Raw genomic sequence first — 23,498 nt, 5'->3', positions numbered from 1 at the left:
TGCGGCCTCTTTTTTTTATTCTTCGATGTTTTAATATTTAGTTAAAATTCCTAAAAGTCTTTCTTTTTAATAATTCCATGTATTTCATTAATCTTCATTAAAGCTGCAGTTCCATACCAGGGATGGAGTTCCATAACCAGTCTTCCGGCCTTAATTGCCGGGTCCGTTTCAGTTAATTTCCGAGCCTCCTCTATTGTTTCCACATTAAAAACATAAATACCCTGAATATCTCCGCCATCAATAAACGGCCCAGCTAAAACAAGATCACCCTCTTCAGCCATTCTCCTAATATTAGCCATATGAGCATTTTGAAGTTCAGCAGCTTCTTTTTCTGGTTGGTTTCTATTTGGACCTTTTTTTAGGAAGGCCATAACATATTTTTTCATCCCATAGGCATCAGCATCCAGCGATTCGACAGATAATGAATCATACTTTAATACAGCATTATCCTGTGCAGGTGAATATGAAATGCAAAAGCAAAATATAAATAGAGTTGATAGAATTGTTTTCATAACAGGTTTTTGTATGAAATTAATTTTTTCCCGGAATAATGTTTAGTGATTTTGGTAGAATCTTTACTCTATACTGGTTTTCTCCTTCCGGAACTTTTACTACTTCACCATCAATGTGCATATAGTCACATGTAGTTTTAATTGTAAAAGTTTTTGGCATATCTATAGTTTGATAGTACCTGTCTTTCGAAAGTTTCTTCTGAAATAGTTTGTAAAGAAATCCAGGGAGCAGATATGAAGGTAATTTTTTTAAGATTACCAATTCTGCTTTTCCATCAGTAATATCTGATAGTGGGCTTATCCAAGCATTGTTACCATATTGCCCGGCATTTGCAATTGTAATTCCAATGGCTTTTGTATTTATCAACTCTTTACCTTGTGATAGGATTTCAAAAGATTGATCCGGGAAATTAAAATATGATCCCATTGAAGCTTTTGCATAGCTCATGAAACCTCTTTCAGGCATATTGTGGAACTCATGAGTTACAAATGCATCAAACCCAAAACCTGCAGTGCAGAAGAAAGCTTTACCATTAATTTCAAGGCTATCAATAGCAACCGGAGTATTGTTAACTGCAGCATCCCATGCTCTGGATCTATTCATTGGTATATATAGCTGTCTGGCAAGTCCATTACCAGAACCTGCCGGTATAATAGCCAGGGCAGTTTTAGTATGAACAAGTTCTTTTGCTATTTCATTTACAGTTCCATCTCCACCAACAGCAATTATTTTTTGTACTCCTTGTTTTATTGCTTTTCTTGTTATTTCAGAAGCGTGACCAGCATATTGGGTTTTAAAAAGGTTCTGACCTGCAGATGTTCTGATCTGTTTTGCTTTTGATTCAATATCAGGTATCAGGCTTTTATCATTTGTGCCTGCGTTGGGGTTTAATATGATCCAGGTACTATTCATGCTTGGCAAAGATACAGACCTGAATCAAAAATTAAAGTTTTATTAAAAAGAAAAGGGCCTGAGAGGCCCTTATTTATTACTTTATATAAGCAACTTGATCAATCATTAATCTTTTCAAGGTCACCACTACCCATGGTGTTATTATTTACTTTGTCAGGATTACCTTTATAGCCAATATCACCACTACCCATAATACTGCTATTTAGAGATTGAGTAACATATACCAGAAGGTCACCACTTCCAGTTACCTTGGCATCCATATTTTTTACTTCACAGTTTTTCATGTCAATATCACCTGAGCCAGTAACCATTGCCGAAGCATCGTTTCCTGAACCTTTCAGGTTAATATCGCCACTACCTGTTAAATACACTTTTAATTCATCTGCATCAACATCAAGATTGATATCTCCAGAGCCGCTTAATGAAATTTTCATTGATGAAGATTTGAATTTTGATTTTCCTTCTATGGTACCTGAACCTGATAAGGATATATCATTTACTTGTGGAGTACTAATATATATTTTAATGTCATCACTACTTGACCAGCCCCATGACTTATTGTTTCTTTTCCTTATGTCTAGTTTGCCTCCTTTAATTTCGGTTTCTAGTTCTTCAATATCATCAGAGTCTCCCTCAAATCGAATGCTGGTAGATCCAATGCTTAAGTAAACAGTAGCTGGAACAGATATAGAAATCTGGTCAAAATCATCCGGGTTTTGTATGCTTTGGGCGTTAATCCCTAATGTAGCTGCAAGAAAGATGATCAATGAAGTTAGTATCGGATTTTTCATTTTCTAATAATTTTATTTCAAAGATGAAGAAGCTCCATAAATGGTTGCATCAACATAAAAGAAATTTAATAATTTATCTTCAATTTGTTAAAAATGAAATGCATTAACCATGCCGGTCCGATTAATAAAAATTGTACATCTTTCAGGAAAGAAGGCTTTTTACCTTCAATATTATGGCCAATAAATTGACCAATCCATGCAATAATGAATATTCCGATACAAAATATCCAAAGAGGAAAAGGGAGGGTTGTATCTAATAGTTGGCATAAATAAAGGCAGATAACTCCAAATACCAGCATTCCTAATGCTAATTTGAATGATAAGGAAAAGTAATAAATAGATACAAGGATTAGAGTAATAGTGGCCCAGTTTACATAGGGTGTGAAATCTCCTAAATTTATGGAGCCTAAAGGACCTTTTGGAATACTCCAGATTAATCCGACTATGCTAAAGAAAATTGTTGGTACACAAATCCAATGAATAGTTTTGTTAGTATGATTTTTATGGCTTTCACCGTACTCTGACAAAAGTTGCTCTATTTTTCTCATATTCTTTGAGTTAAGCTTTGGTTTTTACTTTTTCCCATGACTTAATCTGCCAATTAACAGTTCCGGTACTGATAAGGTTATTGTCTTTATCATAAGTCTTAACGATACAAGGAACAACAATTTTCTCTTCTTTGGTTAAAGGAGAGAAAATATTTTCTTCTAACCAGGATTCATTAGCCATAAAAGTAGCATAACAATCAGTTTTTCCCTGATAGTGATATTCCATTTCAAGCTTTTGAAGAATTATCCGGTAATTTTTCCCAAGCTTTCTCAATAGAAGTGCTCCACTTGAATATTCACTCACTGTTGCAAGTGCACAAGCATGAACTCCTTTAATATGGTTAAAATTTCTTTTTATATATGGTAACTTTACCGTTATTGAGTCATCTTCAATTTTAAAAATCTCAAATTGATGAGGTTTATTAAACGGAACCATTTTATATAAAACAGTATTTAGTAATTTCCGGTATATATTTGAAGATTTAGCTTTTTCGAACAATTCGTCTTGAGATAACATATTAATTTATTTGGTTATTAGTAATCCGAAAGATACATAAATAATAAAAATACATGCTAAGCTTTTGGGAAAAGTCTGCGATGATTGAAGCAGATATTATCATAGTTGGAGGTGGAATCACTGGACTGTCAGCCGCAGCGACACTCATTGAAAATAATCCTAAGTTAAGAATTAAGGTTCTGGAAAGGGGAGTATTGCCAAGCGGTGCCAGTACTAAAAATGCAGGTTTTGCTTGTTTTGGTAGTCTGACTGAAATTCTGGATGATTTAGATGCCATTTCTCCTGAGGAATCTGCTGCTTTAGTCGAAACCCGATGGAAGGGGCTTGAGAAGCTCAGGAAACGTCTGGGGGATGAAAAAATAGGCTATGAAGGGCATGGTGGTTATGAGCTGATAAGTACTAAAGACTATGATTGTCTAAATAGAATTGAAGAAATAAATAAGCTGCTACATCCGATTTTTCATAAGCACGTATTTCATGAAGATGAAGAGTTAAAGGAAATTTTCGGGTTTAATGCTGAAAAGGTTGAAACCATTATTTCTAATCCGTTGGAGGGGCAGCTTCACCCCGGATTGATGATCAGGTCATTATCTAATTATGTTAAAAATAAGCATGTTGAAATAATAACTGGCGCAGATGTTGTTGGTTTAAATAAAGGAGGCAACCATGTAGAAGTTGAAGTGCAAGTGCCTTTTGATCATTCCGAAACTATACAGTTTAGGGCTGAGAAAGTATTGATATGTAATAATGCTTTTGTTAATAAATTACTTCCTCAAGTAGATATGAAGCCGGGAAGAGGATTTGTGATGGTAACTAAGCCAATTGAAGATCTGAAATTTCAGGGTACTTTTCATTATGATCGAGGCTACTTTTATTTCAGGAATATAGAAAACCGTGTTTTGATTGGTGGAGGTAGAAATCTTGATTATATAGGAGAAGAAACCACTGAGTTTGGAACTAATCAACTTATTAAAGACAGGTTAATTGATGATTTAAAAAATGTCATTTTACCTGGTGTTGATGTGGAAATAGATCATGAGTGGTCGGGTATAATGGGGTTTGGTCCAAATAAGCAACCGGTTATCCAGAATGTGGGCGATGGCGTCTTTACTGCGGTCAGATTAGGAGGTATGGGGATAGCAATTGGAAGTAGTTTAGGAGAAAAATTAGCAGAAATAGTAATTAACAATTAAATTCGTAGATTGATTTTTATAAAAGACACCAATCTGAGTATATGACTAATACAATTAAACGACCACATTTTTTTCTGGCACTTATCCCGGTAATTTTATTAACAACCATTTTATTTTTTAATGTAAGGGTGTTTGGTGATTCATCGTTGGACGGGGCGAATCAAATAGGATTACTGTTTTCTGCTGCCCTTGCAGCAATTATTGCATTATATCTTGGTGTTAAATGGGATGCCATTTTAGATAAAACCGTACAAAGTATTAGCGCAGCTATGGGATCAATACTGATACTTTTGGTTATCGGTTCCTTAGCTGGAACATGGATGCTCAGCGGTGTGGTACCTGCAATGGTATATTATGGTCTGGATATTATGAAGCCTTCCTACTTTTTGGTTGCATCTTGTATCGTAAGTGCGATTGTATCATTGGCTACTGGCTCTAGCTGGTCTACTATTGCTACTATTGGTGTGGCGTTATTAGGTATTGGTAAAACTCTCGGGATAGATATCGGGCTGACTGGTGGAGCGATTATTTCCGGTGCTTATTTTGGTGATAAGATGTCTCCTTTGTCTGATACTACAAACCTTGCACCTGCGATGGCAGGAACAGATATTATCACGCACATTAAATATATGGCATTTACTACGGTTCCAAGTATATTGATAACATTGGTAATATTTGGAATTATTGGGTTGAATATAGAGGCAAATGGAAGTATGGATGAGGTAGTTGCCGTTCAGGATGCAATAAAAGCGCAGTTTAATATTAATGGGTGGCTTTTTCTTGTGCCAGTAACTGTAATATTATTGATAATAAAGAAAGTTGAAGCATTACCGGCATTATTGATAGGAACCTTGATGGGAGCGATTTTCGCACTGATTTTTCAAAATGAGCAGGTATTTGAATTAGGTAAATCTATTTTAACCGACCTTCGTGGTCTTGATGCAGCTGGAGTTCAGGCTCTGGTAAGCGAATCTTCTTTTGCTATATATTTTTCTGCTATCATGAAAAGTATGTATGGAGATGTTGCTATCACCTCTGCAAATGAAAAGGTAAGTAACCTTTTATCTACAGGTGGAATGGCAGGGATGTTAAATACTATCTGGCTAATCCTTTGTGCCATGATTTTTGGTGGAATGATGGAAGCAGGAGGATTGTTAAAAAGAATTGCAGATGAAATTATCAGACTTGCAAAATCTACGGGATCATTGATTTTTAGTACTGCTGCAACTTGTATATTCTTTAATGGTACCGCATCTGATCAATATATGGCTATTGTTGTACCGGGAAGAATGTTTCGTAAGACATTTAAAGATAAGGACCTTAAGCCTGAAGTATTAAGTCGTACCTTAGAAGATAGTGGTACTGTTACCTCCGTATTGTTCCCATGGAATACTTGTGGAGCGACTCAGGCCGGAGTATTGGGTGTAGCTACCCTTATATATGCTCCATATTGCTTTTTTAATATAATTAGTCCTATCATGACTATTTTGTTTGGGGTGTTTAATATTAAGATTAGAAAATATACTCCTGAGGAAAAGAGCAAATTAATAAAAGAAAATACACCTGAATATGCGCAAGAAAATAACTAAAGAAGAGGTAAATGAGCTTCCTCTACAGGCATATGAGGGGGAAGTAGTATTGTTAGAAGACCCTAAAGGGTATAAGGAAGCAGTAAAAGAAATAAGAGAATATTCAATTATTGGTTTTGATACAGAGTCAAAACCTTCTTTTACAAAAGGAATAAAGAATCAGATTGCGTTAGTTCAGCTTGCTACTGATGAAAAGGTGTACTTATTTAGGCTTCCTAAAGGAGATATGCCAGCTGAATTAAAGAAAATTCTCGAGGACCCGAATATTGAGAAAATTGGTATTGGTATAGATGATGATATTAATGATCTTCGAAGAATAGGTGTAGCCAAACCTAAATGCTTTCTGGATTTGAATAAACTGGCAAAAAAGGCTGGCTTTCATAATACCGGAGCAAGAAATCTATCTGCAATGGTTCTCGGTTTCAGGATTAGTAAATCTGCCCAGACTTCCAACTGGGAAAGAGATGAGCTTACAGATAAGCAGATAAGTTATGCGGCTACCGATGCCTGGATTTGCCTCAAGATTTATGAGAAGTTATATGAATATGATCATCAATCTAATATTGAGAAATGATCAATTTTTGAGAAGATTTAATCCGTGATAGTTGTTAATTGCATCTATAACTTCATTTTTTTCAGATAACGGTACATCAGCCCAGAGTTTGCAATCAATGAGTAGTTCCTGATGAACAATATCCAGATTTCTATCTTTGAAAAATCTCATAGCATCATTAAGCATCGGATATTCACATTGTAATCCTACTCTTTCTGTTAATGTTTTTTCGATAATTTCTGAATTATCAAGTGCATCCTGTGCAGCAGTTTTGTAAGCATGGATTAATCCTCCAACACCAAGTTTAGTGCCACCAAAGTACCTTACCACTACAATTAAAATACCTGATAATTCAAATGATCTTATTTGTCCGAGAATAGGGTCGCCTGCCGAATGGTTAGGTTCACCATCATCATTGGCTCTAAAATTTTCACCACTTACACCCAAAGCATATGCATAGCAATGATGTCTGGCATCATAGTATTTTTTTCTTAGATCATCTAGATGTTCTTTTATTTCATCTTCTGAGTTAACCGGGTATGCATGAGCAATGAATTTTGAACCCTTTTCTTTGTAGAAACCTTCAGAAGGTTTAATAATTGTTTTATAAGTATCTTGAATTTCACTCATGATATTTATTCTAATTACCTGCTGACAATAATAGTATTGCAATTACTGCCAAACCAATTCCAGCAGCTTTTTTTAATCCGATAGCCTCATCATAGAAAAATTTACCAACCAGGGCACTTATTCCTATTATAGAAATATTTATAAATGGGAAAACAAAAGATCCATCATTTCCGAAAGCAGATAGTGCTTTCAATAACAGGTAAATTGAGAAGTAATTTGGAATGCCTAAGAGGATTCCTCCCAGAACATTTTTGATATTGAATGACTGTTTTTTAATTATTGAAGTTATTAATCCAAATAATCCTGCTGAGAAAAAAATGAAGACCGGGAAAATTTTTTGTTCACTTTCATCAAGAAGAAAACTATTTGCATAATTAAGTGATGTATCTAGTCCACCTGAGAAAACAAATACCCCTAATGGCAAAAGATAGACCCATTTATTAGTTACATTTTGTTCGATTTTCTTACTTTTTCTAGAAACACTAACCAGTACAATTGAAGCTAAACCCAGGATAATTCCACTTATTTTAAAGAAGTTGACTTCATTTGATTGTGTGTTGAATATAAAAAGTGAGAAAAATGCAGGAATTACCAGTGATATTTTAGTTGCCATACCTGCTGCAGCAACACCAGTCTTTTGAGTAGCTGCAGCCATAAGGAAAAAGGTGAATATGAAAATAAAACCTAAGGCAAAAGCAAAATAAGACCATTCGGGATTAAATATTTTTACCTGGTCAATAGTATCGTATGATAAAATTAGCCCTACAATCCCGCATGTAAAGTAATTGACAGTTAAAGCAGGAAGTAGAATTATATTTCTTTTTCCGAATTCTTTAAAGCATACAAAAATGTATACATTTAATAAAATTACAATTATTAGATAAAGCATGTGCAAAAATATAATTTCTGCTTTCAAAGATTATAGTAATGACTTCTTATCTTTTAATTTAGTCTCGAGAATATTTCATACAACATGAGTAAATGGTCTTTTGATATTATTGATGGCAGACAACAACTGGATCTTGGTCAGTTTTCCTTATTTGAGACAGATAGGTATCTGAATTGCAAAACCAGTTATTCAATCAGATTGATATTAAGAAAGGGAGAGGAGTTGTTCGGTCATATATCATTTACAATTCAGGATGATGTGCTTATTTCAGGATACCGAGCTTCTTATGGAGGTTTTTACCTACGTTCTTTTCCAGGGACAGAAGTGTTAAGGTCGTTTGTAGAGCAAGCTATAACAATTGCTAATCAGACACATTGTAAAAAAATAATAATCCGTCAACCACCAGAGTTTATTTATAGGGAAGTTACTCCTTGGGTCAATGCTCTTCTTAAAGAACAAGGATTTGGTTTAACAGATATGAAAATTCATCATCATCTGGATTTAAAAGATGAACAACTTTTTCAGAAATATTTAAAGGGTAAACACGGTAACAGGTTAAAAAATGTAGATAGTTTTGAATTGGTAGAAAAACCATCAACTGAATGGGAAGAATTTTATGATTATATCAGAGCTGAGCGGGATAGAAAGGGGTATAAATTAAGTTTGACACGTGAACAGTTAGAAGAGCAAGTGAAGTGTATGCCTGATGATCATGTGTTTTATGAGTTGGTCAATAAAGAAAACCATGATGTAGTAGTTAAATGTGTGTCATTAAAGATTAATGAAGATTTGATTTATAACTTTTACCCTGCTTATTCTCCAGGTTATTCAAATGTTAGTCCATACGTAGTATTTTTATTTCATCAAGCCAGAAATCTTAAGAGCAACAGTTATAATTTTATTGATCTTGGAACATCTATGAATGAAGACTTTATACAAAATGATTTGGCTGATTTTAAATCTTCTATTGGAGGAAAACCATCCGTTCAATTAAACTGGTTGAAAGAAATTTGAAAAATATTTATCCATTTTTAACTCAAGGTTTAAAAGCTGTTTTTCAAGCTGGAATTAACAAGATTTTTAGCGTTTACGGTGGATCGGAGGGGTTATTAACTTATTCTCATTTATCTAACTTTTTTCAGCTTTGTCTGGCACCTGTTAATACTTTTTATAATCAGAGTTTGCTACATTATTATGGTCAAAATGATCAGAACATAAATAAGTATAATGGATTCGTTTTATCAGTAGCAACATTAACCTCTTATGTGATAGCTTTAATAGCAATTCTTTTGAGATCAGTGTTGTTCAGCTCTTTTAATGGATCATTGATATTAATAATCATTCCATTGTCAATATTGGTATTTCCATTGTATACACTATTGACTGTTCTTGAAACGAAGTTAATCTTTGATAAGAACTTCAAACTTCAATTTTACGGCTACCTTTTTAATACTATTGTGACAGGGTTGATAGTTCTGGGGCTAGCTACTTACAATTGGTTTTATGGATTAGTATTATTTTTTGGGGTTCGTGTAGTTGTATTACTTATCGTTTTTTTTAGAGGTAAGAGCATAATATCATTGAGTTTTAAAAAGCATTTTACTGTTTTTTTTAAGTCTGTCAGGCCTTATATAGGAATTTCCTTATTGGTTGTACTACTCAGTCAATCTATTCTATTGATTGAAAGAAATATTGTTGTAAAATACACCTCGCTTTTAGATTCAGGTGCCTGGCAAGCAGCTTATACAGGGGGTTTTTATATTCAGCTTATTGCACTTACTCTTTATAATAGTTTCTATATCCCTGAAATTAGCAGAAAAAATGATGACGGGTTGAGACGCTATATCTTTGAATCATTTTATAAGATGTTGATTTTATTAATCATTTTAGGGTTAGTATTTTCGACTTTTAGCTATTATTTACACAAACTATTATTTTCTTCAGAGATTGAATTTAGGTCAGAAGTTTACACTATTTTCATTACAGGTTTTGTATTTCGTGCTTTAAGTCAAATCTTCACGCTTTACTTTCTCAGAATGAAAATATGGAAGAGCTATCTATTCGTGTTATTCTTTGTTTCCGGAACATATATATTCGGATTACTATATCTTATTAGTGTTAGTTTTAGCGTTAAGGATATTGCATTATTATTTTTAGCAGCGTGTGTTTTTCAGTTTATACTTGCGATAGGCTTGTATTTTTATCGAATAGTTTTTCAAAGGAATGTCTGACATCAAAGTTACAGTAATATTAATTTGCCACAATCAGCGAAAATGGATTAAGGAGGCTGTTGACTCTGTGTTAAATCAAAGTCATAAAAATATTGAATTAATCCTTGTTGATGTCGGAAGTAACGATGGATCTCAATTGTATCTTAAAAGTTTAAGTGATCGTTTGGGAGTTAGGTTTATAGGCTTCAGTGAAAATGTTGGGAATTGTAAAGCCTTTAATGTTGCTTTTGAGCATTCAAATGGAGATTTTATAATTGACCTTGCTGCTGATGATGTTTTGTATCCTCATCGAGTTTCAAGTGGCTTACAGAAATTTGGTGAGATGGGGTTGGATTATGGGTTTCATTATTCAAATGCTGAGTATATTGATTCGGAAAGTAACTTGATTGGACTACATCACGATTCATTGAAACATCTTGATCCTACTGTTTTTTCATCACCTTTTCCCGAGGGAGAAGTCTTTGATCTGATATTGAGGAGTTATTTTATATGTCCTCCGACTATGATGGTTAGACGTGATATAGTTGAGGCGGTTGGCGGATATGATGAAAACCTTTCATTTGAAGACTTTGATTTTTGGCTCAGGGCATCAAAAGTTACCAGGTTTTGTGCCTCCCCGAAAGTACTCGTAAAAAAGAGAACTATTATTGGTTCACAGTCTAATAACCCAAAATTTCATAGAGATCATGCCAGGTCGATGGTTAAGATTTGCCAAAAAGTTAAGGATAATTTAATTGATGATTCGAATGATCCGGAGGCTTTTAATAGCAGGCTAGAATATGAAATGAGAATTTGCTATCGGCGACTTTTGAAAACCGAACTTAAAAAGCTCGCAGAAATTTATAAACGATTCAATGAAGATAGGAAGAAATCCTGGAAGTATTACCTTCATATATTAATGAGTAGATTTTAACTATCTCCTGTTGTCTTCATCTTCAATGATACTCAGATAACTTAAATATCTGCTTTCACTAACTTCACCATTTTCAATTGCAGCTTTAACAGCACAGCCAGGTTCGTTGGTGTGTGTACAATTGTTGAATTTGCATTCCAGACGAAGTTCTCTCATTTCAGGGAAATAATCACTTAACTCATACTCATCCATATCAACAAGGCCTAGTTCTTTTATTCCAGGAGTATCGATAATTGAAGATTTTTCATTAATGAAAAACATTTCGGCAAAGGTTGTAGTATGTGTTCCTTTGTTTGCAAAGTCAGATATTTCACTGGTTTTTTGATCTGCTTCAGGTATTAACCTGTTTAATAAAGTTGATTTACCAACTCCACTATGGCCCGCTATCAAACTAGTTTTATCATTCAGGATTTCAAATAAAGGTGAAATATCTTCATCCTCATGGGCTGACATCAAGATACAAGGATAGCCAAGGTCTGAGTACAAATCTGACATGGCTTCAAAGAGTTCCATGTCATCTTCATTCATAATATCACTTTTATTAAATAGTAAGAGCGCTGGTATTCTAAAGCTTTCACATGCTACAAGAAATCTATCAATAAATCCAACCGAAGTTCTCGGACGTGATAGTGTTACCATTAATATTGCCTGGTCAATATTTGTAGCAATTATATGATGTTTGTGCTTATGTTTAGGAGATCTTCTAATTACGTAATTCTTCCTTTCAATTAGTTCAGTTATTATAGCTGATTCTTCTTCATTATCTTCAAGTTCAATAATAACATAATCACCAACAGCTAATGGATTCGTACTTTTAGATCCTTTTAACCTGTATTTCCCCCTTAACCTTGAGTCAATTATTCCTCTTTCAGTTAAGACTTTGTACCAGGAACCGGTAGATTTTATTATTCGCCCATCTATCATAGATCTAATTTAATACCTTTTGGATGTATTTTAGAATAGTTTCGGTAGCTCCTTTATTTTCTCGTACAAATTTATATGACTTAGAAGAAATAGATTTTCTGTTTTGATCATCAGCAAAGAGCTTCTGAAGAATTTCATTTGTTTCATTAGAATTACCTACAGGAAAGGCAGCATTTTCATCTATAAGAAGAATAGCTTCGTTAAACTTCTTATAGTTTTTGTCACCAAATAAAACAGGCATTCCAAATGTTGCAGCCTCTAAAATATTATGGAGACCATCTTTAAAAGCCCCACCAACAAATGCTATGTCTCCATATTGATAGGCTGATGCCAGCATACCGAAATTATCGATTATAAGAAATCTTTCTTCGTCTGGGATATAACTATTTGCATCAGTTTTTGTAAAACGAATTGATTTGGAAGGTAATTGAGTAGTCAATTCTGTTATGCTTTTTTCAGATATCTCATGAGGAGCAATGACTACTTTAACATCAGGTGGTAGATGGTTGAAGAACAAAGAAAGGGCTTTAATGTCTTCAGGCCAGCTACTGCCAACCATTAATAATTTAAAATTTCCCTTAAATTTTTTTATTAAGTCTATTTCAGAAACAGAATTACAAGTATCAATTACTCTGTCAAACCTTGTATCTCCAGCTATTTCTACATTATTTATTCCAATATTTGAAAGTAATAATCTTGAGTCTTCGTTTTGAACATAAATCAGACTAAAGCATCTGAGCATATTTCTGAAAAACTCCCCTGATTTCTTAAAAAATGACTGATTTGGTCTGAAAATCGCTGAGAATAGAGCTGTTGGTATATTTCTGTTATTTAGTTCGCTAAGGAAGAAATGCCAAAATTCGTATTTGGTGAATAATACAAGGTCGGGGTTAATAATATCAATAAATGATTTAGCATTTGATTTTGTATCAAAAGGTAAATAGGTAATTAGGTCTGCCTTATCGTAATTCTTTCTTACTTCATATCCACTTGGCGAAAAAAAAGTAACAATTATAAAAGTTTCATCTCTATTAATTCGCTCAATAACAGGTCTAGCTTGTTCAAATTCACCGAGTGAAGCACAATGAAACCAGATTTTTTTTCTAGAGTCATTCGGGATTTTGCTTTTTAAATTAGGCTGCCAATCTTTTCGCCCTTCAATCATCATTGAAGCTTTATCGTTAAAAGGTGCTGCAGCCTTTATTAAAAGCTTATATAGATTTATTCCCAGTGAATAGGTAGTACTGTTCATGTGGCAAAGATAGTTTAAAATGGTCTTTAAATGGTGTCTAAGTGGGTTCTATTGAGAATAAGATTTGTATAATATGTTGTTCTGATTATGTAAAACATAATGAAAATAAATATTGTGTTAAGCTCAATTATTGAAACAATGTTTTGTTATAAGGGTTATTTTTTCAGAAAAAAAAGATATTGGTTATGAAAGAATATTTGATCATATATACCAATGGTAAAACTGAAAACGTAATTGTTCCTGATAAGCAAACTTTGATTAACGCAAAATTTAAAGGAGATAAGGATGTGTTTATGAAAAAGGTTAAGATGCTGCAATGGAATACATTGAGTATGAAATTTGTTGAGCATGTTAAATCGGGTAGGGTTGATGCAGTTATCAGTACAGCTGATGCAAATCCATTTGGGTGGAGAGTATAGACATAAAAAAAAGACTATCCATCAGGATAGTCTTTTTTTATGTTAAAAGCTAAACTTAGTTAGCGTGTTTGCTTAGGTAGTCAGATACACCTTCTCTTGTAGCAGACATTGCATCTTCGCCTTCTTGCCAGTTAGCAGGGCAAACTTCACCATGCTCCTGAACGTGATGCCATGCATCTACAATTCTAATCATCTCATCGATATTTCTTCCTAGTGGAAGGTCATTTCTAGTCTCGTGTCTTACGATGCCATCTTTGTCGATAAAAAATGAACATCTGTAAGCAACAGGAGTACCTTCGAATTCTAATTCACCTTCTTCGTTGTAGTTCCAGTCACCAGCAAGAGCTTCGTAGTTTGTAGCGATTGTTTTAGAAGTATCAGCTACTAATGGGTATGTAACACCTTCGATACCACCTTTATTAGTTGGCGTTGATAACCATGCAAGGTGAGTCTCCTCAGTATCTGTAGAACATCCTACTACTACAACACCTCTTCTTTCAAATTCTTCAAGCTTCTTCTGGAAAGCAAGAATCTCAGTTGGGCAAACGAAAGTGAAATCTTTTGGGTAAAAGAAGAATAAAACCTCTTTTTTTCCAATGTACTGCTCAAGAGAGAAGTCCTGAACAATAGAGTTTCCGTCTAATACAGCCGCAGCTTTGAAAATAGGTGCTTTTTTTCCTAATAATGACATACTATTTATTAAATTTTAAGTGAATGTATATGCTTAATTAAAATTATTTTTCTTTACTCTAATCTGTAACTCAATATCCCTTACGTTGAATCCTGCTATAGGTTTTTTGTCCAGATAATTTTTTATAAGGTTTGTAAGTTCCGGGTCGAAATAGTCTAAAACTTCCTGAGAATCATCGCAAATCAAATGATGATGTGGATTGTCTATGATGTCAAATTTTTTTGGTCCTCTGGTCATAGATAGTCTTTTTGCCAGTCCTTTTTCACAGAAAATATCCAAAATATGGTATACTGACCCTAAAGAAAGTGAAGGAATACTGTTTTTTAGCTTTTCATATATTTCTTCAGCAGTATAATGCTTTTCGGATTCAGCAAGGCATTCCAGAACTTCAACCCTTTGACGGGTTGCCCTGATGTCTGCCTTTTTTAACATCTCTTTGATATTTTGCTTGCTTTGATCCAACTTTTTCTAGTTCGGAATTTTTACGAAGTGCAAAGATAGGAAAGCGATTTTTTTTCATCAACCTTTCTTCAAAAGTTTATGATAATAGTTATGTTTTGGTAGGGGATGGCTAATTATTATTGGTTAAATTTAATTAACTACAACACGAAAAATTATGGCCACTTCGAAATTAGACGGACAAGAAATCCAGCTTGCAGGGAAGATTCCTGAGATAGGTGGAGAAGCTCCAAAATTTACTATAGTTAAATCTGATTTGACAGAAATGAAGCTTTCAGATTTAGCTGGTAATGTGATTGTTATCATGTCAATACCCAGTTTGGAAACTGGTGTGTGTTCAAAAGAAATCAGAACGTTTAACGAGAAGCTATCAGGAATGAATGGCGTGAAGGGTCTTATGGTTTCCAAAGATCTGCCATTTGCTATGCATCGGTTTTGTGAAGTCGAAGGAATTGAAAATGTGATTCCGGGTTCAGATTTTAGATATGGTGAATTTGGCAGACAATATGGAATGGGGATTCTTGACGGCGCATTTAAAGGATTGTTGGCAAGAGCAGTTTTTATTGTGGATAAAAATATGCAATTAAGATATTTGGAGCTGGTTGATGATATCGCACATGAGCCTGATTATAGTATGGCTTTGGATGTAGTCAATAAGTTACTTAAAGATTGATCTTTAAATCATAATTCAAATAAGAATGAATTCGAATTTATCTACTTGATGAGTAAGGATTGTAATGTGCCTAAAAAAAGAGACCTTCTACTTGCTGCAGAAGGTCTTCAACTTTAAACAGGCCAACAAATTATAATCATTCATACATATATACAGGACGGTGACCATAGGTAACCACCTGAATAAAAAAAGTTCGTAAATATTTTAATATTTTTTTTCAGACACAGCAATGGCCTTAGGGAAATCAGGGATTGAAGCCTTTTTAATCTGAATAGAATCAGTTTTTGGCTCAATTTCAGTTATTTCTAATTCATTATTCGGTTGAACTTTTAAAAGCAACAGAATGAATAATGAAATAACTTTCAATAAAAAAATACGGTGATTGAATAATGCCTTCATTCAAAGTTTGAAGTTTGCCACTAAAATAAATCTTGCTTTTTAATCTTCAATGAATATTGTGTCTTTTTCGATATTCTTGGCGAAATTGTCAATAAATATTTTGTTTTACTAATAAAAATAGTCTTTCGACCGATAATTTAATTTGTAGCCTTCGACGTATAGTATTAACATGAAAAAGAAAGTGCTTTTTGTTTGTCTTGGAAATATTTGCAGGTCACCAATGGCTGAGGGTATTTTCAGACATATCGTAAAGAAAAATAATCTAGAATCTGTAATTGAATGTGATTCTGCTGGGGTTGCCGGCTATCATATCGGTGAACGTCCTGATTCCAGAGCAATAAAAACAGCCAGAGATCATGGGGTTTCTCTTGAATCCAGAGGTAGACAGTTCAGGTACGCCGATTTTGACGATTTTGATGTTATTCTCGCTATGGATAAAAGCAATTATCATCACATATTGGCACTTGCAAAAAATGATGATTCTTATGTTGCAAAGGTTCATATGATGAGGGAGTTTGATGATAACCATGATGAAATGGATGTTCCTGACCCATATTATGGAGGAAATCAAGGGTTTGAAGATGTATATCAAATGTTATATCGATCATGCACTAACTTGTTAAAAGAGCTAAATGCGAAGTAATGATATAGCAAAATATATAATTGAGGCTTCTGGTTTTTCATTTAATGATGACTTGAAAATAATTGGTGTAGGTGGGGGGAGTATAAATTATGCTTACCGAATTCAATTTGGCAGTGAATATATTTTTGTCAAACTTAACCAGGGGGTTAATGATGATTTTTTCGAAGCAGAGAGAAAAGGGCTTGAACTATTAAGCAAACATAGTGGATTCAAAATACCTAAAGTTTTCGTATCTGGAACTATAGGTCAGCACAGGTTTATAGCGATGGAATATATTAATTCATCATTGAAAGTGGCAAATTACTGGTTTCAAGCTGGAGTGACTTTAGCAGAAATGCATAAATCATCAAGTGAAAAATATGGTCTCTCTTTTAATAATTATATGGGTTCTTTGCCTCAAAAGAACTCATGGACTGATAAATGGGCTGATTTTTTCATTGAAAAAAGACTTCGTCCTCAAGTTGATTTGGCCCATAATAATGGGTTGATGGATGTGAATCATGTTAAATTGTTCGAAAAGTTGTATTCAATTATTGAAAGTATTGTGCCCGAAGAAGTTCCGTCATTAATTCATGGAGACCTTTGGAATGGGAATATCATGACTGATGAAAATGGGTTAGCAACAATTATAGATCCGGCCATTCATTATGGTCATCGTGAAAGTGATCTGGCAATGACATTTATGTTTGGTGGATTTGCAAATGAGTTTTATCAGGGGTACTCACAAACATATCCGCTCCAGTCAGATTTTAGTTACCGGGTGGGATTGTATAACTTATACCCCTTATTAATTCATGTGAATTTATTTGGAACAGGTTATTTAGGAGAAACAATAAGTACATTAAAGAAATATTTGAATTAGAAGGTTTTAGTTTCCTTTACTACTATTCGATAATTATTTCTTGATCTTTGTTCAAGTAGTACTTTTTCATCTTTAAATCTTTCAATACTCTTTTCAGTATAATTTTTTACTGTAATTAATTGAAGTCCATGATTAAATAAGATTTTAAATTCCTTTTTTAGTTCCTCAATTAATCTGGTCACTTGATACTCCTTATAATCAATGCAAATACTAAAGGAGGTTGCTGAGTTTTGCATCAAATTTATCTTAATATTTAGAGTTGAAATAACATGAAATATTGTTGAAATATTTTTCTCATCTATGAATGAAAAGTCCTTAACCTTAAATGAAATAATAGCCTGATTATCTTTTGTTATGTAAGCAGGAAAAACTTCATGAGATTTTTCATTTGCAATAACAGTTCCTTCTTTGGCTGGTGATTCAAAACTTCTAACATGTAAAGGAATGTTTTTGTTAGCTAGGGGTTTAATGGTTTTTGGGTGAATCACTGATGCTCCATAATAAGTCATTTCTGCTGCTTCACGATATGAAAGATATTTATAAAGTTGAGCATCATGAAACTTTTTAGGGTCTGCATTCAGAATTCCCGGAACATCCTTCCAGATTGTCAGCGATTCGGCATTTAGGCAATTAGCAAAAATAGCTCCTGTGAAATCTGATCCCTCTCTACCTAAAGTTGTTGTATTATTGTATGGGTCAGATCCAATAAAACCCTGTGTGATTTTAATGTTACCCGAATCATTATTTAGTTCTTTTATCAGGGAAGTGGTCCTCTTCCAGTTTATTTTTCCTTCTGTATAGGTGCTGTCAGTTGAAATTACAGTTCTTGCATCGAACCATTCATTTTCGGTTCCGGTAATGTTCATATACTCTGAAACAATCTTCGAACTAAGGAGCTCTCCATAGCTAACAATCTGATCGTAGCTGAATTGGTAAGATTCTATTGAACCATTGTATTGAGACTTAAGTTCTTTTAGTTTTATTTCAAACGATTGAAATAAGTCATTTATAATGTTTGTAATTTTTGAAGAATTATTGTTTTCTAATTCAGAAGCAGTATTAATATGATACTCTTTAAGCGATTCGACCTCTTGCATATATTCTTTGCCGTTCAAGGCATTTTGCAAGATTAATTCTAATGCATTTGTTGTTTTTCCCATAGCAGATACAACTACAATTAATGGGTGGTCGTTTTTGTTATTGCAAACGATTGAAACCATGTTTTTAATTGCAATTGCACTTTTTAAAGAAGCTCCGCCGAATTTGAAAACTCTCATTTTATTTAATTATTATATGTTGTAATTTCGGGTTTAATTTAAACATTACAATTCTGGATTTCTCGATAAAAGCTCTAAAAAATATGAATGCACAAACTGAAAGGCTCGCTTTACCAGTCGGTACTACTTTGGACAGGTTTATAAAAAAGAAGCAGGACGATTTCCCATTTGCAACTGGTGAATTATCTCAATTGCTTAGAGATATAGCTTTAGCTGGTAAAATTATCAACCGGGAAATAAATCGTAGTGGTCTTTTAGGGATTGAAGGAGCTTTTGGAGCACAAAATATTCAGGGAGAAGAGCAGCAAAAACTTGATGTTATTGCTGATATCAGATTTATGCGAGCATTGAGAAATGGCGGTGAGGTTTGTGCTGTAGTCAGCGAGGAACAAGATGAGATTATTGATCTTGATAATCCGAATGGTCGTTATATTGTTGCAATGGATCCCCTAGATGGTTCTTCAAATATAGATGTTAATGTGTCTATCGGAACTATCTTTTCAATATACAGAAGGTTGAGTCCTGTCGGTGGTCCGGTTCAGTTAGAAGATGTTTTACAGCCTGGTGTGTCTCAGGTAGCTGCGGGATATTTATTGTATGGATCTTCGACAATGCTGGTTTATACTACAGGCAGGGGAGTAAATGGTTTTACCTATGAAGCGGGGTTGGGAGAGTTTTTCTTATCTCATCAGAATATTCAAACACCTTTGGATGGTAAAATTTATTCAGTTAATGAAGGTTCTTACAATTATTTTGAGCCAGCTGTTAAAGATTATATCGAACAATGTAAAGAGAAGAGATTTTCAGGAAGGTATATTGGTTCATTAGTTGCTGATTTCCATAGAAACTTATTTAAAGGTGGTATTTATATTTACCCAAGAACAGATCAGGCTCCTGAAGGAAAATTAAGATTATTATATGAAGCAAATGCTTTAGCGTTTATTGTAGAGCAAGCTGGAGGTAAAGCTTCAAACGGAAAGAAAAGAATCCTTGAATTGGAACCACGAGAGTTACATCAGAGAACTCCTTTATTTATAGGGAGTAAAAAAATGGTAGAAAATGCTGAGGGTTGCTTTTAAGCAACCCTCTTTTTTTATTTATCTTCTTTTTCAGCCTCTTCTTCAGAACCTTTTGAAAGAAGGTCTTTCTCATATTTATAAAGAATATTGTACCAGCTGACTAGCTTTTTAATGTCAGAAGCATATACTCTTTCTTCATCATAATCAGGGACAAGGTGTTTAAGAAATGCATGAAGTTCATCATCGTCAGATGTTGAGTTTACACCAGGGTCATTATCAAATTCTTCATTGATTTTCTTAAAAATGTCAGCCACAGGTACAGAACCTTCTGCATCGAGTGTATAAATGGAGATATCAGATAGAACTGATACTCTTGCATTACCCCCTACGACCAACTTTTTTTTGCTATCATCTATTGTTTCAAGAATTACACCTGCTCTTGTTGGTTTTACAATATTGAATAACCCTCCTTTTCCGGCAACAGCCGCTATATTTTCATAGCCCATATCTAAATTGATTTATTGTCTTTGTCTAATGGCAAAATTAGTTCAAAAAAAATCACTCAACCAATAAATAGTATACCTTAATATGACTTATTGATCTCTTCGATGTATTTGATAATATCTTCCCTGCCTTGTCCTGTCTCAGAAGAAGTGACAAATGTTGGAGGCATAGTTTCCCAGAATTTCTTTAAATATTTATTGTGCCTGGCAACCATACTTTGAACTTTGTTTTTAGATAGTTTGTCGGCTTTGGTGAAAATTCTGGCAAAAGGTATTCCTTTAAGTATAAGGTCATTCATGAATTCATGATCAATTGGTTGCAGATCATGTCTGATATCAATTAATACAAATAAACACGTTAGGTTTTCACGATTGGCTATATAATTATTAATCATTATGTTCCAATCATCCTTTTTTGATTTGGATACTTTAGCCCATCCATAACCGGGTAAATCAACCAGATACCATGAATCGTTAATTATAAAATGATTCATCAATTGTGTTTTTCCTGGCCTGGAAGAAATTTTAGCTAATTTCTTCTGACCAGTAAGCATATTGATTAGTGATGACTTACCAACATTCGATCTGCCTATAAATGCATATTCAGGTAATTCAGCTTTAGGTAAACCACTTAATTTGGTTTCACTTTTAATAAATTTTGCAGACTTTACTAGATTGTCCATAGATTTCAAGCACAAAATTGCTTTACTGGTTTTAAATATTCTTATAATAGTGCTTCTTTGTAGAATTATTTAGTCAATAAAGATTTTTTATTTTCTAAACTTTCTGCGAAATTAAAGAAATAATTGCAGGAATTTGAGATCAATCAGTCAGAATTGCTGATATTTTAGTTGTTGAGTTTGAATATTCTAATATACTTTAGTAATATTAATTTAATTTTTTCATTTTATGAAAGTAATGCCGCGTATAATTTTTTATGCTGGCTTGATGCTGTTACTAGTAACAAAGCCATTTGATATTACGGCCCAAAATGATAACGAGGAGATTGCAAAACAACTCGTTGAATTGGGTAAGGAAACTATGCGAGCTACGCAGGCACTTGAAATTGCCAAAGAACAATTTGTACAAGCTGCAGATTTGGATCCTGATAATATCGAAGCCAATTGGTTATCTGGTGAGTACATTCAAAGAACTTCCAATAAAGATCGTAGTGTAAAATATTTCAAGAAGGTATATGAGTTAGATCCTGATTATAGGTTTGATGTACTCTACTGGATCGGAAGAGGATATCAATATGGATATGATTTTTCCAGTGCATTAGAATATTACCAGAGATATTACGATAAGCTTTATGCTGATGTCAATTATCGTGGCATGGATAAAGTAACTGTTAAGGAAGTAGAGAAGAAAATTCAGGAAGCTAAAAATGGAATTGAATTCATGGCTAATCCTATGAATTTTTCGATTGTAAATGTCGGTTCTCAGATTAATTCTCCAATGCCTGATTATGGTCCGGTATTGAATGAGGATGAAACAATAATGATTTTTACTTCAAGAAGGAAAGAAGATAACCTAAACCAGGACGTATTCGAAGATAACTTTCCTTATGAAGATATATTTATCTCTTATAAAAAGGATGGACAGTGGACGCAAGCCAGAAACATTGGTGATGCTGTTAATACTCCTTTTCATGATAGTAACCTCGCATTATCGGCAGATGGTAATGATTTATATATTTACATGGATGAGAATGAGGGTGATATCTATATTAGTTCCAGAATAGATGATTCTACCTGGTCTGAACCAGAGCCTCTTTCTGATGCAATCAACAGCTTAAACTTTAATGAAAAGTCAATTTCCATTTCTCCTGATAAAAGTATAATGTTCTTTTCATCTAACCGACCTGGTGGTTTTGGTGGTGATGATATTTATTATGCTACTAAAAATGAAAAAGGAGAGTGGTCACGAAGTAAGAATCTTGGGCCGGTTATTAATACTGAATATAATGAGGATGGTCCTTTCATTGATTATGATGGTAAAACTCTATACTTTTCAAGTAATGGTAGAGGGGGAATGGGAGGTTACGATCTTTTCAAAGTAGAATATGATAGTGTAGGTGATACATGGGGTGATCCTGTTAACCTGGGATATCCGATTAATACTCCTGATGATGATATTTATTTTGTAAGTACTAAAGATGGAAAAAGAGGATACTATGCATCTATAAGGGAAGACGGAATGGGATTTACCGATATTTATATGGTTACCATCCCTGAAAATCTTGACGAGCAATTACTGGCTGCAAAAGTGGATGATAATGTTTCAGAAGAAAAGGATATAGTTACTCCGGTTATTGATCCGGTAGTTGAAGAAACAATACCTGAACCTGAGATAGATCCTGAGCCTGAAATAGAAACTGAACCGGTGCCAGAACCCGAGCCAATGGTTAAAGAGCCTGTGCAGCTTGTTGTAGCTACTTTTGGTGATGGGGCTCCGATAAATGCAAAAGTTAGATTAACTAAAAAGGATGATAATACAGTAGTTGCTGTTGGAACAAAGCAGCCGGGAGTTTATATTTCTAATCTGACATTGGACGAGCCAGCAGAATATGTGTTATCTGCGGAGTTTCCGGGGTATGTATTTAAGAATATGGTAGTTAATATACCAGCATCAACTTCGGAAGTTCAAACAATAACAAAAACTATTGATCTACAAAGGGCATCAACTGGTGCACGTGGGGTTCTTAGAAATATTTATTTCAAATTTGATAGAGCTGAATTAACTGATAATTCGTTTAATGAACTAAACAAGCTTGAGCGAATGATGGCAGAAAATCCGGGAATCCGAGTTGAAATAGCAGGGCATACTGATAATATTGGTGCTGCTGCTTATAACAAGGATCTTTCCAAGCGTAGGGCAATGGCCGTTGTAAATTATCTAATTGATAAAGGTATTGATCCTAGCAGACTCACTTCAGTAGGTTATGGTGAAGAGAGACCAATGGCATCAAATGATGATGAGTCAGATGGTAGGGAACTTAACCGTAGGGTTGAATTTGAGATAATTGAATAATTAAACTAAAAATATTATAAAGAAGGGGCTTTTGCCCCTTTCTTTTTTTAACAAATAGGGATGTT

27 protein-coding genes are annotated in these 23,498 nt (G+C 34.0%); 12 read left to right on the top strand and 15 right to left on the bottom strand.

Going from position 1 to position 23,498, the window contains the following annotated elements:
- Nucleotides 1–50: 50 nt before the first annotated feature.
- The 5 genes from HH304_RS09570 to HH304_RS09550 form a co-directional block, all read right to left on the bottom strand.
- Nucleotides 51–512, bottom strand: coding sequence for a YciI family protein (locus tag HH304_RS09570; RefSeq protein WP_169680782.1), 462 nt, complete (start codon nt 510–512; stop codon nt 51–53).
- 19 nt (nt 513–531) lie between these two features.
- The gene (locus tag HH304_RS09565; RefSeq protein ID WP_169680780.1) at nt 532–1,425 is read right to left on the bottom strand and encodes a diacylglycerol/lipid kinase family protein; all 894 of its coding nucleotides are present in this window, start codon (nt 1,423–1,425) and stop codon (nt 532–534) included.
- Nucleotides 1,426–1,523: 98 nt separating this feature from the next.
- A complete protein-coding gene (locus HH304_RS09560) occupies nt 1,524–2,216 on the bottom strand; it encodes a head GIN domain-containing protein (protein WP_169680778.1) in 693 nt (230 codons plus the stop codon).
- A gap of 65 nt (nt 2,217–2,281) precedes the next feature.
- Nucleotides 2,282–2,764: an Mpo1 family 2-hydroxy fatty acid dioxygenase gene (locus tag HH304_RS09555; RefSeq protein WP_169680776.1), complete on the bottom strand. Its 483-nt coding sequence runs from the start codon at nt 2,762–2,764 to the stop codon at nt 2,282–2,284.
- A gap of 10 nt (nt 2,765–2,774) precedes the next feature.
- Entirely contained in the window at nt 2,775–3,281 is a 507-nt protein-coding gene (locus HH304_RS09550) for a DUF4442 domain-containing protein (RefSeq protein ID WP_169680774.1), read from the bottom strand.
- 53 nt (nt 3,282–3,334) lie between these two features.
- Here HH304_RS09550 and HH304_RS09545 point away from each other — a divergent pair, with 53 nt between their 5' ends.
- From HH304_RS09545 to HH304_RS09535, 3 genes are read left to right on the top strand one after another with little or no spacing between them, the layout of a single operon-like run.
- Entirely contained in the window at nt 3,335–4,474 is a 1,140-nt protein-coding gene (locus HH304_RS09545) for an NAD(P)/FAD-dependent oxidoreductase (protein WP_169680772.1), read from the top strand.
- 41 nt (nt 4,475–4,515) lie between these two features.
- The gene (gene nhaC, locus HH304_RS09540; protein WP_169680770.1) at nt 4,516–6,063 is read left to right on the top strand and encodes a Na+/H+ antiporter NhaC; all 1,548 of its coding nucleotides are present in this window, start codon (nt 4,516–4,518) and stop codon (nt 6,061–6,063) included.
- Nucleotides 6,044–6,637, top strand: a complete 594-nt coding sequence (locus HH304_RS09535; RefSeq protein ID WP_169680768.1) for a 3'-5' exonuclease — start codon at nt 6,044–6,046, stop codon at nt 6,635–6,637. The genes nhaC and HH304_RS09535 overlap by 20 nt, the downstream gene beginning before the upstream one ends.
- Here the strand turns inward: HH304_RS09535 and HH304_RS09530 are convergent, their stop codons facing one another.
- Nucleotides 6,638–7,237, bottom strand: a complete 600-nt coding sequence (locus HH304_RS09530) for an IMPACT family protein (protein ID WP_408631354.1) — start codon at nt 7,235–7,237, stop codon at nt 6,638–6,640. It abuts the gene before it with no gap.
- A 19-nt stretch (nt 7,238–7,256) separates the two neighbouring features.
- The gene (locus tag HH304_RS09525; RefSeq protein WP_169680764.1) at nt 7,257–8,135 is read right to left on the bottom strand and encodes a hypothetical protein; all 879 of its coding nucleotides are present in this window, start codon (nt 8,133–8,135) and stop codon (nt 7,257–7,259) included.
- 84 nt (nt 8,136–8,219) lie between these two features.
- On the opposite strand from HH304_RS09525, the gene HH304_RS09520 reads away from it, so the two are divergent.
- From HH304_RS09520 to HH304_RS09510, 3 genes are read left to right on the top strand one after another with little or no spacing between them, the layout of a single operon-like run.
- Nucleotides 8,220–9,149: a hypothetical protein gene (locus HH304_RS09520; RefSeq protein WP_169680762.1), complete on the top strand. Its 930-nt coding sequence runs from the start codon at nt 8,220–8,222 to the stop codon at nt 9,147–9,149.
- The gene (locus tag HH304_RS09515; RefSeq protein ID WP_169680760.1) at nt 9,146–10,366 is read left to right on the top strand and encodes an MATE family efflux transporter; all 1,221 of its coding nucleotides are present in this window, start codon (nt 9,146–9,148) and stop codon (nt 10,364–10,366) included. The genes HH304_RS09520 and HH304_RS09515 overlap by 4 nt, the downstream gene beginning before the upstream one ends.
- Complete coding sequence (locus HH304_RS09510) at nt 10,359–11,279, top strand: glycosyltransferase (protein ID WP_169680758.1); 921 nt, start codon at nt 10,359–10,361, stop codon at nt 11,277–11,279. The genes HH304_RS09515 and HH304_RS09510 overlap by 8 nt, the downstream gene beginning before the upstream one ends.
- On the opposite strand, the gene rsgA is transcribed toward HH304_RS09510, so the two are convergent.
- Both rsgA and HH304_RS09500 read right to left on the bottom strand, forming a co-directional pair.
- Complete coding sequence (gene rsgA / locus HH304_RS09505) at nt 11,280–12,203, bottom strand: ribosome small subunit-dependent GTPase A (protein WP_169680756.1); 924 nt, start codon at nt 12,201–12,203, stop codon at nt 11,280–11,282.
- Between the two features lie 4 nt (nt 12,204–12,207).
- On the bottom strand, nt 12,208–13,455 hold the full coding sequence (locus HH304_RS09500; protein WP_169680754.1) for a 3-deoxy-D-manno-octulosonic acid transferase: 1,248 nt from the start codon (nt 13,453–13,455) through the stop codon (nt 12,208–12,210).
- Nucleotides 13,456–13,640: 185 nt separating this feature from the next.
- On the opposite strand from HH304_RS09500, the gene HH304_RS09495 reads away from it, so the two are divergent.
- On the top strand, nt 13,641–13,874 hold the full coding sequence (locus HH304_RS09495; RefSeq protein ID WP_169680752.1) for a hypothetical protein: 234 nt from the start codon (nt 13,641–13,643) through the stop codon (nt 13,872–13,874).
- Between the two features lie 55 nt (nt 13,875–13,929).
- On the opposite strand, the gene HH304_RS09490 is transcribed toward HH304_RS09495, so the two are convergent.
- Together HH304_RS09490 and HH304_RS09485 are read right to left on the bottom strand one after the other, a co-directional pair.
- Nucleotides 13,930–14,565, bottom strand: coding sequence for a peroxiredoxin (locus tag HH304_RS09490; RefSeq protein ID WP_169680750.1), 636 nt, complete (start codon nt 14,563–14,565; stop codon nt 13,930–13,932).
- A 33-nt stretch (nt 14,566–14,598) separates the two neighbouring features.
- Nucleotides 14,599–14,997, bottom strand: coding sequence for a Fur family transcriptional regulator (locus HH304_RS09485; RefSeq protein ID WP_169680749.1), 399 nt, complete (start codon nt 14,995–14,997; stop codon nt 14,599–14,601).
- A gap of 184 nt (nt 14,998–15,181) precedes the next feature.
- Between HH304_RS09485 and tpx the strand changes: the two genes are divergently transcribed.
- Entirely contained in the window at nt 15,182–15,697 is a 516-nt protein-coding gene (tpx, locus tag HH304_RS09480) for a thiol peroxidase (RefSeq protein WP_169680747.1), read from the top strand.
- 204 nt (nt 15,698–15,901) lie between these two features.
- Here tpx and HH304_RS09475 read toward each other — a convergent pair whose 3' ends face one another.
- Nucleotides 15,902–16,096 (bottom strand): hypothetical protein, encoded by a 195-nt coding sequence (locus tag HH304_RS09475; RefSeq protein WP_169680745.1) that lies wholly within the window; start codon nt 16,094–16,096, stop codon nt 15,902–15,904.
- A 169-nt stretch (nt 16,097–16,265) separates the two neighbouring features.
- Here HH304_RS09475 and HH304_RS09470 point away from each other — a divergent pair, with 169 nt between their 5' ends.
- Entirely contained in the window at nt 16,266–16,739 is a 474-nt protein-coding gene (locus HH304_RS09470; RefSeq protein ID WP_169680743.1) for a low molecular weight protein-tyrosine-phosphatase, read from the top strand.
- Nucleotides 16,729–17,601 carry a fructosamine kinase family protein gene (locus tag HH304_RS09465; protein WP_169680741.1) on the top strand — a complete coding sequence of 291 codons (873 nt, stop codon included), beginning with the start codon at nt 16,729–16,731 and terminating at the stop codon, nt 17,599–17,601. The genes HH304_RS09470 and HH304_RS09465 overlap by 11 nt, the downstream gene beginning before the upstream one ends.
- Here HH304_RS09465 and HH304_RS09460 read toward each other — a convergent pair.
- Nucleotides 17,598–18,878, bottom strand: a complete 1,281-nt coding sequence (locus tag HH304_RS09460) for an aspartate kinase (RefSeq protein ID WP_169680739.1) — start codon at nt 18,876–18,878, stop codon at nt 17,598–17,600. The two genes, HH304_RS09465 and HH304_RS09460, sit on opposite strands and share 4 nt — an antisense overlap.
- Before the next feature lie 83 nt (nt 18,879–18,961).
- Between HH304_RS09460 and fbp the strand changes: the two genes are divergently transcribed.
- Nucleotides 18,962–19,957, top strand: a complete 996-nt coding sequence (gene fbp / locus HH304_RS09455) for a class 1 fructose-bisphosphatase (RefSeq protein ID WP_169680737.1) — start codon at nt 18,962–18,964, stop codon at nt 19,955–19,957.
- Nucleotides 19,958–19,971: 14 nt separating this feature from the next.
- On the opposite strand, the gene HH304_RS09450 is transcribed toward fbp, so the two are convergent.
- Together HH304_RS09450 and yihA are read right to left on the bottom strand one after the other, a co-directional pair.
- Nucleotides 19,972–20,403 (bottom strand): DUF5606 family protein, encoded by a 432-nt coding sequence (locus tag HH304_RS09450; RefSeq protein WP_169680735.1) that lies wholly within the window; start codon nt 20,401–20,403, stop codon nt 19,972–19,974.
- 77 nt (nt 20,404–20,480) lie between these two features.
- On the bottom strand, nt 20,481–21,083 hold the full coding sequence (gene yihA, locus HH304_RS09445) for a ribosome biogenesis GTP-binding protein YihA/YsxC (RefSeq protein ID WP_169680733.1): 603 nt from the start codon (nt 21,081–21,083) through the stop codon (nt 20,481–20,483).
- Nucleotides 21,084–21,309: 226 nt separating this feature from the next.
- Between yihA and HH304_RS09440 the strand changes: the two genes are divergently transcribed.
- Entirely contained in the window at nt 21,310–23,433 is a 2,124-nt protein-coding gene (locus tag HH304_RS09440) for an OmpA family protein (RefSeq protein ID WP_169680731.1), read from the top strand.
- Nucleotides 23,434–23,498 lie beyond the last annotated feature (65 nt).

Source organism: Marinigracilibium pacificum, from assembly GCF_012926615.1.
Taxonomy (GTDB): domain Bacteria; phylum Bacteroidota; class Bacteroidia; order Cytophagales; family Cyclobacteriaceae; genus Mangrovivirga; species Mangrovivirga pacifica.
The sequence above is the reverse complement of the archived record's forward strand: the minus strand, read 5'-3'. Positions and strand labels throughout refer to the sequence as shown.

Coding starts and splice junctions, on each gene's coding strand:
- HH304_RS09570 (WP_169680782.1), bottom strand. CDS start 512: ATGAAAACAATTCTATCAACTCTATTTATATTTTGCTTTTGCATTTCA.
- HH304_RS09565 (WP_169680780.1), bottom strand. CDS start 1,425: ATGAATAGTACCTGGATCATATTAAACCCCAACGCAGGCACAAATGAT.
- HH304_RS09560 (WP_169680778.1), bottom strand. CDS start 2,216: ATGAAAAATCCGATACTAACTTCATTGATCATCTTTCTTGCAGCTACA.
- HH304_RS09555 (WP_169680776.1), bottom strand. CDS start 2,764: ATGAGAAAAATAGAGCAACTTTTGTCAGAGTACGGTGAAAGCCATAAA.
- HH304_RS09550 (WP_169680774.1), bottom strand. CDS start 3,281: ATGTTATCTCAAGACGAATTGTTCGAAAAAGCTAAATCTTCAAATATA.
- HH304_RS09545 (WP_169680772.1), top strand. CDS start 3,335: ATGCTAAGCTTTTGGGAAAAGTCTGCGATGATTGAAGCAGATATTATC.
- nhaC (WP_169680770.1), top strand. CDS start 4,516: ATGACTAATACAATTAAACGACCACATTTTTTTCTGGCACTTATCCCG.
- HH304_RS09535 (WP_169680768.1), top strand. CDS start 6,044: ATGCGCAAGAAAATAACTAAAGAAGAGGTAAATGAGCTTCCTCTACAG.
- HH304_RS09525 (WP_169680764.1), bottom strand. CDS start 8,135: ATGCTTTATCTAATAATTGTAATTTTATTAAATGTATACATTTTTGTA.
- HH304_RS09520 (WP_169680762.1), top strand. CDS start 8,220: ATGAGTAAATGGTCTTTTGATATTATTGATGGCAGACAACAACTGGAT.
- HH304_RS09510 (WP_169680758.1), top strand. CDS start 10,359: ATGTCTGACATCAAAGTTACAGTAATATTAATTTGCCACAATCAGCGA.
- rsgA (WP_169680756.1), bottom strand. CDS start 12,203: ATGATAGATGGGCGAATAATAAAATCTACCGGTTCCTGGTACAAAGTC.
- HH304_RS09500 (WP_169680754.1), bottom strand. CDS start 13,455: ATGAACAGTACTACCTATTCACTGGGAATAAATCTATATAAGCTTTTA.
- HH304_RS09495 (WP_169680752.1), top strand. CDS start 13,641: ATGAAAGAATATTTGATCATATATACCAATGGTAAAACTGAAAACGTA.
- HH304_RS09490 (WP_169680750.1), bottom strand. CDS start 14,565: ATGTCATTATTAGGAAAAAAAGCACCTATTTTCAAAGCTGCGGCTGTA.
- HH304_RS09485 (WP_169680749.1), bottom strand. CDS start 14,997: ATGTTAAAAAAGGCAGACATCAGGGCAACCCGTCAAAGGGTTGAAGTT.
- tpx (WP_169680747.1), top strand. CDS start 15,182: ATGGCCACTTCGAAATTAGACGGACAAGAAATCCAGCTTGCAGGGAAG.
- HH304_RS09475 (WP_169680745.1), bottom strand. CDS start 16,096: ATGAAGGCATTATTCAATCACCGTATTTTTTTATTGAAAGTTATTTCA.
- HH304_RS09470 (WP_169680743.1), top strand. CDS start 16,266: ATGAAAAAGAAAGTGCTTTTTGTTTGTCTTGGAAATATTTGCAGGTCA.
- HH304_RS09465 (WP_169680741.1), top strand. CDS start 16,729: ATGCGAAGTAATGATATAGCAAAATATATAATTGAGGCTTCTGGTTTT.
- HH304_RS09460 (WP_169680739.1), bottom strand. CDS start 18,878: ATGAGAGTTTTCAAATTCGGCGGAGCTTCTTTAAAAAGTGCAATTGCA.
- fbp (WP_169680737.1), top strand. CDS start 18,962: ATGAATGCACAAACTGAAAGGCTCGCTTTACCAGTCGGTACTACTTTG.
- HH304_RS09450 (WP_169680735.1), bottom strand. CDS start 20,403: ATGGGCTATGAAAATATAGCGGCTGTTGCCGGAAAAGGAGGGTTATTC.
- yihA (WP_169680733.1), bottom strand. CDS start 21,083: ATGGACAATCTAGTAAAGTCTGCAAAATTTATTAAAAGTGAAACCAAA.
- HH304_RS09440 (WP_169680731.1), top strand. CDS start 21,310: ATGAAAGTAATGCCGCGTATAATTTTTTATGCTGGCTTGATGCTGTTA.